The organism is Flavobacteriales bacterium (genome assembly GCA_029248105.1).
Lineage (GTDB): Bacteria > Bacteroidota > Bacteroidia > Flavobacteriales > UBA7312 > UBA8444.
Window position 1 is genome coordinate 58,706 of sequence record JAQWJZ010000030.1, and the last position, 11,551, is coordinate 70,256.

The 11,551-nt window shown below is 31.7% G+C and carries 9 protein-coding genes and 1 pseudogene; 6 read left to right on the top strand and 4 right to left on the bottom strand.

Going from position 1 to position 11,551, the window contains the following annotated elements:
* Positions 1-10 precede the first annotated feature (10 nt).
* A complete protein-coding gene (gene fahA, locus P8I29_05350; protein MDG1917229.1) occupies positions 11-1,261 on the bottom strand; it encodes a fumarylacetoacetase in 1,251 nt (416 codons plus the stop codon).
* A gap of 88 nt (positions 1,262-1,349) precedes the next feature.
* Here fahA and P8I29_05355 point away from each other — a divergent pair, with 88 nt between their 5' ends.
* Both P8I29_05355 and P8I29_05360 read left to right on the top strand, forming a co-directional pair.
* Entirely contained in the window at positions 1,350-2,201 is an 852-nt protein-coding gene (locus tag P8I29_05355) for a DUF2279 domain-containing protein (GenBank protein ID MDG1917230.1), read from the top strand.
* Positions 2,191-2,721 (top strand): Smr/MutS family protein, encoded by a 531-nt coding sequence (locus P8I29_05360; GenBank protein MDG1917231.1) that lies wholly within the window; start codon positions 2,191-2,193, stop codon positions 2,719-2,721. Before P8I29_05355 ends, P8I29_05360 begins: the two co-directional genes overlap by 11 nt.
* Before the next feature lie 50 nt (positions 2,722-2,771).
* On the opposite strand, the pseudogene P8I29_05365 reads toward P8I29_05360, so the two are convergent.
* The 3 genes and pseudogenes from P8I29_05365 to P8I29_05375 all read right to left on the bottom strand — a co-directional run bounded on the left by P8I29_05365 (position 2,772) and on the right by P8I29_05375 (position 6,316).
* A pseudogene (locus tag P8I29_05365) lies at positions 2,772-3,876 on the bottom strand (OmpA family protein).
* A gap of 63 nt (positions 3,877-3,939) precedes the next feature.
* Positions 3,940-5,403 carry a DUF5106 domain-containing protein gene (locus P8I29_05370; protein ID MDG1917232.1) on the bottom strand — a complete coding sequence of 488 codons (1,464 nt, stop codon included), beginning with the start codon at positions 5,401-5,403 and terminating at the stop codon, positions 3,940-3,942.
* A gap of 55 nt (positions 5,404-5,458) precedes the next feature.
* Positions 5,459-6,316: a DMT family transporter gene (locus P8I29_05375; GenBank protein MDG1917233.1), complete on the bottom strand. Its 858-nt coding sequence runs from the start codon at positions 6,314-6,316 to the stop codon at positions 5,459-5,461.
* A gap of 97 nt (positions 6,317-6,413) precedes the next feature.
* On the opposite strand from P8I29_05375, the gene yaaA reads away from it, so the two are divergent.
* The 4 genes from yaaA (at position 6,414) to typA (ending at position 11,487) form a co-directional block, all read left to right on the top strand.
* A complete protein-coding gene (yaaA, locus tag P8I29_05380) occupies positions 6,414-7,187 on the top strand; it encodes a peroxide stress protein YaaA (protein ID MDG1917234.1) in 774 nt (257 codons plus the stop codon).
* A gap of 493 nt (positions 7,188-7,680) precedes the next feature.
* Entirely contained in the window at positions 7,681-7,881 is a 201-nt protein-coding gene (locus P8I29_05385; protein ID MDG1917235.1) for a hypothetical protein, read from the top strand.
* Between the two features lie 126 nt (positions 7,882-8,007).
* A complete protein-coding gene (locus P8I29_05390) occupies positions 8,008-9,726 on the top strand; it encodes a DEAD/DEAH box helicase (protein MDG1917236.1) in 1,719 nt (572 codons plus the stop codon).
* Between the two features lie 3 nt (positions 9,727-9,729).
* The gene (typA, locus tag P8I29_05395; GenBank protein MDG1917237.1) at positions 9,730-11,487 is read left to right on the top strand and encodes a translational GTPase TypA; all 1,758 of its coding nucleotides are present in this window, start codon (positions 9,730-9,732) and stop codon (positions 11,485-11,487) included.
* The last annotated feature ends 64 nt before the right edge of the window (positions 11,488-11,551 follow it).

Here is an 11,551-nt window from a genome sequence, read left to right on the forward strand (position 1 = left end):
TTGGAGGAGCTTATTTTGTTGGTAAAACTTTTGTTCTAACTTCACCAAAACCAACTCTAACATTGTTTTTGATACTGTGAGCTTTCATTATCACGCTATCTCCATCGAGTATGAATTTTCGTTCACTACCATCAGGCATAGATAAGGGTTTTGTACCTTTCCAAGATAGCTCAAGCATTGATCCGTATGCGCTTTCATCATTTCCAGAAATTGTACCAGACGCCATCATATCACCAGCATGAATATCGCAACCATTTACAGAATGGTGTGCTAATTGCTGATTCATATTCCAATACATGTATTTGTAGTTAGATTTTGATACAGTATGAGCAGGAAAATTATCTGATTCAATCTGAACTTCTAGATTAATGTCTATATTTTTATTACCAAAATACTTAAGGTAAGGAAGTACTTCAGGTTCTTGCACTTCACCTTGGCATCTAAACGGTTCAAGAGCATCAAGGGTAACTATCCATGGAGATATAGAAGATGCAAAGTTCTTAGCCAAAAACGGTCCTAATGGGACATATTCCCATTTTTGAATATCTCTTGCTGACCAATCATTAAAAATAACCATACCAAAGATATAGTCTTCAGCTTCATCTATAGAAATAGAATCACCTAAGGATTTACCTTGCCCAGTAATAAACGCCATTTCTAATTCGAAGTCGAGAAGTTTACAAGGTCCGAAAACAGGTGATGTTGCATCTAATGGTAGTTGTTGACCTTTAGGCCTATGAATATCTGTTCCTGACAAAACTATGGATGATGCACGACCGTGGTATCCAACAGGAATGTGTAGCCAATTAGGTAGTAGTGCATTATCGGGGTCTCTAAACATACAGCCTACATTATAAGCATGCTGTCTTGATGAATAAAAATCAGTGTAATCGCCTACTTTAACAGGCATACACATACTAACATCTTTAATGTCAAATAACGCTGAAGTGAATTTTTCTTTATTGCTTTCATTAGAAAAAATTTCAGAAATCCTATTTCTCACTGCTCGCCAATCTGATTTTTTTTGTTTTAAAAAATCATTTAAAAATGGCTTATTGAAAAAATTTTCTGAAATAATACCATCAAAGGCATCTAAATCATATAATGAGGATAAGTTTATTACCACATCTCCAATACGGCTGACAGCTAACTTTTCACTGTTAATAATTGCCATTCCGAAAGGAATATTTTGAATAGGGAAATCACTAGTGTTAGGGACTTCTATCCAGCTTGTTAATTTAGGATTATTAGCTTCAATCATTGCTTCTATTTTTTTCTTAAAGCAAAGATATATAAACAATTCAATTCATTTAGTAAGAAATCAAAAAGCTACTAACTATATTTGCACAATGAGAGGCCTCATAATTTTATTCTTAATATTCTATAATTTTTCCTTTGCACAAAAAGCAGATAGTACACGTGCATTTCATATTGCTCTAGGTACAGAGATTGTATTATATTCAACAACGATGTATGCTCTAAATGATTTATGGTATAAAGATTATCCTAAAAGTGAATTTCATTGGATAAATGATAATTCTAATTGGCTACAAATGGATAAAATAGGGCATGCAACTACAGCATATCAAGTTGGAATGTTAGGAAAAGATGTAATGCAATGGTCGGGTGTAACAGAGAAAAAAGCCTTATGGTATGGCGGTTTGTATGGAGCTTTTTTTCTTACTACCATTGAAACATTAGATGGTTTTTCAAAAGAGTGGGGGGCATCGTGGGGTGATTTAATTGCTAACACTTCTGGAACTCTTGTTTTTATTGGTCAGGAATTACTTTGGAATGAACAAAGAATACAAATGAAATATTCTTTTAAACCATCTAAATATGCAGATTACAGACCTGATTTATTAGGCTCTAATTTTTTACAACAAACTATAAAAGATTATAATGGTCAGCTATATTGGTTATCTTTTAATATCAATTCTTTCCATAAAACCTCTTTACCTGATTGGCTAAATATAGCATTTGGTTATGGGGCTGATGGTATGTATAATGGCTCACCATCTGAGCCTAACACCTATAGAGAATATTACGCCAGCTTAGATATAAATCTTAGGAAGATCAAAACAAAGAAAAAGTTTCTTCAAAAAACATTAAAAATATTTAGCTTCATAAAAGTTCCTTTGCCTGCTTTTAAACTATCAAAAAATAAGTTGCAGTTTTATCCTTTTCATTATGGACAATAATATTAGAATAGGTGATAAAATTAAATTTTTAGACTCTGAAGGTGGAGGAGAGGTTATCTCCATTTCGGGTAATCAATTTTTGATATCTACAGATGAGGGGTTTGAAGAATTTCATTCTTTACAATCTATTGTTAAGGTTGACATAGCTATTGAGAAAACTCTAAAAACAACTTATGTGCCAGTTGGGTTTAAAAAAATTACTAAAAAGCTAGAGAAAAACTCTATTTTTAAATCAAAGTCTCCACTAGTTTGGGAAATAGATATTCATATTGAAAATTTACTTGACAATTTTCATCACATGAGTAACCATGAAATAGTAAATTATCAGTTAGACAAGTGTGAAAATATAATTCATAAAGCGTTGAAATCTAAGATTCATAAACTAGTGATTATTCATGGAAAAGGGCAGGGAGTGTTAAGGAGGGAGGTGCATAATTTATTGTATTCTTTTCGACTCGATTTTAAAGACGCTGACTACATGAGATATTCTGGTGGCGCTACGGATGTATTTTTTAGATAAAAAAAAGGCAAACATATAATGCTTGCCTTTTAAATATATTGCTATTTGGGTTAGTTGTTTATCAACCTAAATTCTGTTCTTCTGTTTACCGAATGTTCTCTTTCTGTACAAGAAACACCATCAGAACATCTGTTTTTTAGTCTCTTTTCTCCATAACCGTTTGCTACTAATAAACTTTAGTTAATTCCTCTTTTCTTGAAGGTAATTAACCACAGCTTGGGCTCTTCTTTCAGAAAGTAATTGATTAGATTCGTCTGTCCCTCTGGAGTCAGTATGGGATGCTATTTCTAATTTAGCTGTTGGATTATTAGCTAGAACAGGCATCAGTTTTGTATCAATGATACTTTTAGCTTGATTAGTTAGAACGTAACTATTTAAATTCCAATTAATTGGTAGTGCTTGGTATTCGACTAGACTACAATCCACTTCTTTCCAACTAGTTAAACCGCCTTTTTCTTTCAACACTTCTCTAGTAACAGTGGTATATTCAGCAGGTACTACTTCTTCAATGGTTTTTGCATCTTCAATTCTAACATTTTTGGTTATTGTAGCATATTCAGCAGGTACAATTTCCTCAACAACTTTTGCAGATTCTGTAATAACTTTCCTTGTATAAGTTGCTGTTTGTGAGTTAATAGGCTTTCTATTTACAATAGCATTTTTATCTAACTTTTTAATATTTACCATTTTAAATTCAGCAGGATATTCTTTGTAGCACCAAATTTTACAATCATTAGGATTGTTAGATTCACAATCTGGATTTGAATCTCCCATTTCCCATTGAGCATATTTTGGTTTAATCTCAATGGTTTCAACATCATTTTTAAATTTTGCTACTGTTGGAGTAAGTACAGAAGAGCCATCTTTCTTTACGTATTCGATAACTTCTTTTCCCCATTTAGCAGGAACAACTTTTAATTTTTTCTCTTCTGCTTTTAAAAGAACTTTTTCGGTTCTTTTTTCAAATTTAGCAGGAATAGTTTTGATGATTTTGTAAGAGGGTTTAATTTGAATTTTTACCTCTTCATTGACGTATATGTCAGGAGTGGTACATCTTACATAACATTTACCTGGTTCTGGATTTTGTGGCAAGTCTTGAGCTATTAAAGCAAAAGAGCCGAATGCCATAAGGCATAGGAGTAGAGTTTTTTTCATGATTTTTATTATTTATTAAGGCTGTAAATATATAACAACTTAACTATTAATAAACCAAATCAATCATTTATTTGCTTCTTTAAGTACAACTTCTGATAACTGCTCTACACCAATATTTCCTTTTATTGCATTAACAAGAATTTTCTTCTCATTATCTAATAGGTAAACCTTTGGAGTTCCATTGATATCGTACAGTTGCTTAATGTAGGGGAAAGGGGTAACGTAAGGGTCATTTTGTCGATTGTATTCACCATCAACATAGGTTTTAAATTCAGCAACATTTGTCCAATCACCAATATCATATGTGTTGATGAAGTCAGTCCATTTGCCTCTATCAAGTTCAACACTAACAGCCACTACTTCTATACTAATGCCATCTTTTAACCATTGGTCATAGTTTTGCTTGATTACAGGGATTTCTTTCTTACAATGTCCGCAATCGGGGTCATAGAAAATCACCATTGTCAAATCTTTATCAATTTGATGTAAGTTGTGAATGACATCGGAAGAGTCTCTTAAAATCAAGTTAGGGGCTTTTGAACCAATCATTAATGGTTCAATCGTTTCTGCTCTATCTACAATCTTGAACATTTGAGTATCATCGACCCAAGTAACCTCATTTGTTTTGTAATATTTATTTACTAAATGAACAAAAACCTTTTCTAGGCCCATTATTTTAGATCGTTCATAATTAGATGTCAGATAAGAAACAACATATCTGAATACGACCGGATTTGCTCTTGATTTTTCAATCAAATAGTCGCATGATACAATAATAGAATCAGGCACTTTTGAAGTTAGGTTTTCAAGATAAGTATTAATCTTACTATGAAAAACAGGAGTTCTTATTAAGCGATCATCAGAAAAATCAAATGTGTCGAAGAAATGTGCTTTATAATATTTAAATTGAAAATCCTTATCTGGAGTGCCATCTTCTAAAAGTGGGGCATCTGGAATCTCTACCTCTTTACTTGCGTTCAATATTTTGCTGAATAAAATATCAGGGTTATTGGTTGTGAAATTCTCTTGAAAATCCATTACAATTTTACCCATTTCTTCAATTTGAATATCTATATTTTTCGCATCATTTTCATTAGCATTTTCTTTTGAGCCTTGTAATTCTTTCAATGCTTTTTGTTTTTTGGAAATAAACTGAATATAACCATAAAACTTTTCATTTTCATATGAATTGCTAAATTTCATATTTCCAATTAAATCATCAATAGAAGTAGAAAATGAAAAACGTTCTTCTGTAACTACCATTTCAAAATAATTACCATCAGGTAATACAACCATATACATACCATGGTCAAGTGTATCAGTTCCACTAAAAACAAATCTACCATCGTTGTCTATGTCTGCTGTATCCTTAGCGTATTGTTTATCACCATAATAATAAGCTAACATACAAGTAGTATCTTTTATTCCCTTTACTTGACCTTCAAATCGAAAGGTCTCTTGTGCAATAGAAATGTTACTTGTAATAATTGCTAAAAATAATAGGGCGCAAGACAAATTTTTTCTCATAATATTATAAAATTGAAGTTCAAAAATATAGAGTTATAACGAATTAAACTAATTTCTATTTTATAGATTTTTTATCTCCCTTTTTCTTTAGGTATCCATCTAAAAATACTGTGCCTATTATTATCACAGCTCCTAAATAGAAAGAAAAATTCATGTTTTCAGACTCACCAAACAATAATAATGCCAACAAAATACTGTATACCGGTTCAAGGTTAACAGCCATTATAACATTAAAAGGAGATAAAAACTTCATGACTTCTACACTCACAACAAAGGCAAAACTAGTACATATTCCGCCTAATATAATGAGGTAAAGCACATCAGTCCAATCGATAATTAAATCTTGAAATGTAAATGAATCTGAAAATAACATGTATATACATACGAACAGGAAACCCCCTAACATCTCAATTGAAGTTATTTTTTCAGATTCAACTTTATCTACATATAAAGCATTTAAGATTGTAAATAAAGTAGCTAAGAAAGCAGCAATAATACCATATATATAACCTGTTAAATAGGAAAAGTCAGCATTCATTGCCATACCGATTGCTATTAGAACCAAAACACCTAAAATAATTTCTCTTAAATATATTTTCCTTCTAATAATTAGAGGCTCTAAGATTGAAGAAAATAGGGAAGAAGTACCCATACAAACTACAGCAACAGAAACATTCGAAACTTTTATACTCTCAAAAAAAAATAACCAATGAGCAGCAACTATACATCCAATACCAAATATCTCTACAAAATGCTTCTTTGAAACTTTTAAAGAATCTGACTTAAAATAGATGTATGCAAACAAAAATAAAAAAGCAATTAACATTCGATACCAGACTAATATAGTAGAACCAGTGGTAATAAGTTTACCAAGCACACCTGTCAGCCCTAACAAAACTACTATAAGGTGCATCGTTAATAAACTATGCTTATGTATAAAGTTTCTCAAAATTGTCTAATTTTAGCCTGCAAATGAAATCGATTGTTTTTAATAATGCAAATACTATTATATGATATGTATCCTTTCACCAGCAAAATCTTTAGATTTTGATAATAAAGCACCTATAAAAAAACATAGTCAGTCTTCTTTTTTAAACGATAGTCAGAAAATAGTTGACAAACTAGCAGACTATTCACCTTCTGAAATTTCAGAATTAATGAATATCAGTGCCGATTTAGGTTTATTAAACGCTAATAGATATCAAAATTGGAGTCTTCCGTTCAACATGAATAACGCTAAACAAGCCATTTATGCTTTTACTGGCGATGTTTATAAAGGTTTGGATGCTATTTCATTAACCGACGATTCTATCAGCTATGCTCAAAGTAATTTAAAATTATTATCAGGATTATATGGGGTTATTAAGCCATTGGATTTAATACAAGCATATAGACTTGAAATGGGCACCAAGATTAGTATTGGAGATAAACGTACTCTTTATGATTTTTGGTCCAACATTATTACTACAGAGTTAAATAAAGAATTAAGAGCTACTAATTCTAGCATATTATTAAACTTGGCATCTAATGAATACTCTAAGTCAATTGTTTTTAAAAATTTAAATGCTGAAGTTATATCTCCCGTATTTAAAGATTGGAAAAATGGAAAGTTTAAGATTATTAGTTTTTATGCCAAAAGAGCTAGGGGGCTTATGGCTCGATTCTTTTTAGAAAATCAAATAAGCAATGTTAAAGATTTGAAGGGTTTTCAAAGTGATGGCTATATATATAACGAAGAAATGTCGTCTGCAAACACTCCTGTTTTCACAAGAAATACCCAATGATATATATATTTTCGACTTATTTTTTCTTTTTTTATATCAGAAAATTCGATATAAATTGATTTTATCTGTTGATAACTTTTAAATTTAATCTAATTAGGATTGTATTTCTTCTATAGTTAATCCAATTTTCATCTTGATTTCAGATATATGTGAAATCAATTTTTTTATCAATCATAAGATAATAAAGGCGCTAATTGTATTATTTACACCTATTCGATGTAAAAATCTGATTATCAGTACTTTGTGTTTTAATATTTATTATCCGCTTGATTAGATATGACTATTTTATAATTTTAATCTAGTAATTAATGAATTGATAAATTATTGACTAGAAGAGTCTTAAAAAAGTATATGAATTTAAAATCTAAAAGATTGGATTTAAATTGTCAATAATTTTTTTCTGAAAAATAATGAATAAACATCTAGTAGAATCATTTTTTTTATAAATTGAACCTCGATTATAAAACAAATTTTTAATTTAAAAACTTTAATTATGGCATTTTCGCATACAAATAGTAAAGGAACAACTTATTACCTTAACTCAAAAGACGTTACTTTAAAATCTACAGGAAGAGTACAAACTATCTATTATTTCTCAAAAGACGAGCGTAGCACTGGTTTAGATGCAGTTCCTGCTGGAAAAACAGTTGTTGAAAACCCAAAAACTGGTCTTCCTTTCCTAAAGAAAGCATAGTTTTTTAGATATTTCTATCTAGAAAGCCTCTTCATTTGAAGAGGCTTTTTTGTTTTATACATATTATAGTCTCCTAGAGATAAAAAAGAGTACTTTTGCAAACTATTAAAACAACCTATTTATACTTTGAAAAGTTTCTCAGAATTAGGACTTTCAAAACCATTAATGCAAGTTCTTCCTGAACTAGGTTTTGAAAATCCATCTCCAATACAAGAACAAGCCATTCCTTTACTTAATGAAAAACCACAGGATTTTATTGGTTTAGCGCAAACTGGAACCGGTAAAACAGCTGCTTTTGGCTTACCATTACTTGATTGGATAAACCCAGATCAAAAAGATACACAAGCTCTAATCTTAGCGCCTACTAGAGAGTTGGGTCAGCAAATAGCTGGTCAATTAGAGATTTTCGCTAAGTATCTACCAAATATTCGAATCCAATCTGTTTATGGTGGTGCTTCTATTGTTGTGCAAATGAAGGATATCAAACGCCGAACTCCTCAAATTGTTATTGCCACACCAGGTCGATTACTAGATTTAATGAGGAGAAAGGTTCTTGATTTAAGCACTATTAGGTTTGTCGTTCTTGACGAAGCTGATGAAATGCTTAATATGGGTTTTAAAGAAGATTTGGATGATATTCTAGCATATACTGGAGATACCAAAAACACATGGTTATTTTCTGCTACTATGCCTAAAGAAATTAGACATATAGTAAAAAGCTATATGTCTAAGCCTGTTGAAGTTAAGGTTTCTACTGGCAATCAAGTCAATGAAAATATAGAGCATCAGTATGCTGTTGTTAAGTCTTCAGACAAATTTGAAGGATTAAAAAGAGTATTAGATGTTGAAGAGGGTTTTAGAGGGGTAATATTTTGCCGTACTAGAATCAAAACTCAACAATTGGCTGATGACTTAAATAAAAGTGGTTATCAATCAGAGGCGCTTCATGGCGATTTATCGCAAGCGCAAAGAGATAGGGTGATGAAACGCTTTAAAGACCATTCCTTACAAGTATTAGTTGCAACAGATGTAGCAGCAAGAGGAATTGATGTGAATGATTTAACCCATGTTATTCATTATGCTTTGCCTGATGACCCATCTTATTATACACACAGAAGTGGTCGTACAGCCAGAGCAGGCAAAAAAGGAATTTCATTATCTCTATTGACTAATAGAGATATGCGTAAGCTAGACGGCTTGGAAAGAAGCCTAAAACTTAAGATTGATAAAATTAGTATTCCTTCTGTTGAAGATATACTAACTATTCGATTAGGTAAGTGGGCACAAAACATTTTAGAGCTTCCAATTAAAAAGGATTTAAATGGAAAGCTACTAACAGATATTCAAATGCTTTTAGGCTCAATGACTTTTGAAGAGTTAGTTGAAAAATTAGTTTCAAAAGAAATAGACTCTTTAAACTACACTAAAAAAAGTAAAGACCTTAACGAAAGCAGTAGAGCTTCTAAACGTTCTTCTAGAGATTCTGACAGAAGATCTAAAGGTCGGGACAGAAAAGGAGATAGAAAATCTGAAAAAAGAGATCGCTCTAAGTCTGACTTTAAAAGAAAAGATAAATCAGAAAATAGAGATAGAAAATCCTCTGCTAAAAAGGGGAATCGTTTTTTCATTAATGTTGGGAAATCTGATGGTGTAAGCAAATCAGATATGGTCGATTTTATTGCAGAAACAGTTAAAATACGTAAATCAGAAGTTGGTGATATTGATTTACAAAAAAACTGTAGCTTCTTTGAAGTAGATAGTCGTCATTCTAAAAATGTAGCTAACAGCTTTAAGGGAATATATATAGACGGAAGAGAATTAAGAGTAAATAGAGATTCAAGATAAATGATGCAATCCATTCGTAACATTGCTATTATAGCACACGTTGACCACGGTAAAACTACTTTAGTCGACAAAATTATTCAAGAGTGTGAAACACTAGATAATAGGAAAGATACTGGCGAACTAATACTTGATAATAATGATTTGGAAAGGGAAAGAGGAATTACTATCCTTTCTAAAAATGTATCAGTAATGTACAAAGATGTTAAAATCAATATTATTGATACTCCGGGTCACGCCGATTTTGGTGGAGAAGTAGAGAGAGTATTAAAAATGGCTGATGGTGTACTATTATTAGTCGATGCTTTTGAAGGACCTATGCCACAAACTCGTTTTGTTCTTGGAAAAGCTATTGAATTAGGATTAAAGCCTATCGTTGTAGTGAATAAGGTTGATAAGGAAAACTGTACACCTGATATAGTTCATGAAGCGGTATTTGATTTAATGTTTAATCTTGATGCTTCAGAAGAGCAATTGGATTTTGAAACCATTTATGGATCTTCTAAAATGGGTTGGATGAATACCGATTGGAAAAAACAAAACGATAATATTATCCCATTACTGGATGCTATTTTAGAAAATATTCCAGAAGCACCTTATCATGAAGGTTCTCCTCAGATGCAAATTACCTCATTAGATTATTCATCATTTAAGGGAAGAATTGCTATTGGTAGAGTTTTTAGAGGAGATTTATCTGTTGGTAAAGATTATATGCTTTGCAAAAAAGATAGTCAAAAGAAAGTGCGTATTAAAGAATTATATGTCTTTAGTGGTCTGGGTAGGGAAGAAGTGAAAACTGTTCGTAGTGGTGATTTATGTGCTATTATTGGGCTTGATGATTTTGAGATTGGTGACACTTTAGCTGACTTCGAAAATCCAGAAGCTATGCCAAGAATTGAAGTTGATGAGCCAACAATGAGTATGTTGTTTACTATTAACAATTCTCCATTTTTCGGAAAAGAAGGCAAGTTTGTTACTTCAAGGCACCTGAGAGATAGGTTATATAAAGAAACAGAGAAGAATTTAGCTCTTAGAGTAGATGCAACAGATACAGAAGATAAATTTAATGTGTATGGAAGGGGAATTCTTCACTTATCTGTACTTATTGAAACCATGCGTCGAGAGGGTTATGAATTACAAGTTGGCAAGCCACAAGTAATAATAAAAGAGATTGATGAAGTAAAATGTGAGCCTTATGAAACTCTTGTTATAGATGTACCTGAAGAATTTTCAGGAAAAGCTATAGAGTTAGTCACAATGAGAAAGGGCGATTTATTAGTTATGGAACCTAAAGGTGACCTTCAGCATCTTGAATTTGATATTCCTTCAAGAGGATTAATTGGTTTGAGGAATAATATGCTAACATCGACATCTGGTCAAGCCGTAATGACACACCGATTTAGAGAGTATAAGCCATTCAAAGGAAATATACCATCTCGATTAAAAGGATCTTTAATATCATCTGAGCAAGGGCCTGCAACCCCTTTTGCATTGAATAGGTTGCAAGATAGAGGCCGATTCTTTGTTGGACCAGCTGATGTTATTTACAAAGGTCAAGTTATTGGCGAACATTCACGAGATAACGATCTAGAAGTTAACTTAGTTAAAGGAAAACAGTTGACTAATATGCGTAAATCTGGAACCGATGATGCTATGAAAATAGCACCTAAAACACAATTTTCATTAGAAGAAGCTATGGAGTATATAGCAGAAGATGAATATTTAGAAGTAACACCAGAAAGTCTTAGAATGAGAAAAATCTAAATATCACTAGATAATACTCTTGAAAAATGACGAGTAATTCTCGTCATTTTCTTTTTATATTTGA

Coding starts and splice junctions, on each gene's coding strand:
- P8I29_05385 (MDG1917235.1), top strand. CDS start 7,681: ATGGCATTTTCGCATACAAATAGTAAAGGAACAACTTATTACCTTAAC.
- typA (MDG1917237.1), top strand. CDS start 9,730: ATGCAATCCATTCGTAACATTGCTATTATAGCACACGTTGACCACGGT.
- P8I29_05375 (MDG1917233.1), bottom strand. CDS start 6,316: ATGCACCTTATAGTAGTTTTGTTAGGGCTGACAGGTGTGCTTGGTAAA.
- P8I29_05370 (MDG1917232.1), bottom strand. CDS start 5,403: ATGAGAAAAAATTTGTCTTGCGCCCTATTATTTTTAGCAATTATTACA.
- P8I29_05360 (MDG1917231.1), top strand. CDS start 2,191: ATGGACAATAATATTAGAATAGGTGATAAAATTAAATTTTTAGACTCT.
- yaaA (MDG1917234.1), top strand. CDS start 6,414: ATGATATGTATCCTTTCACCAGCAAAATCTTTAGATTTTGATAATAAA.
- P8I29_05355 (MDG1917230.1), top strand. CDS start 1,350: ATGAGAGGCCTCATAATTTTATTCTTAATATTCTATAATTTTTCCTTT.
- fahA (MDG1917229.1), bottom strand. CDS start 1,261: ATGATTGAAGCTAATAATCCTAAATTAACAAGCTGGATAGAAGTCCCT.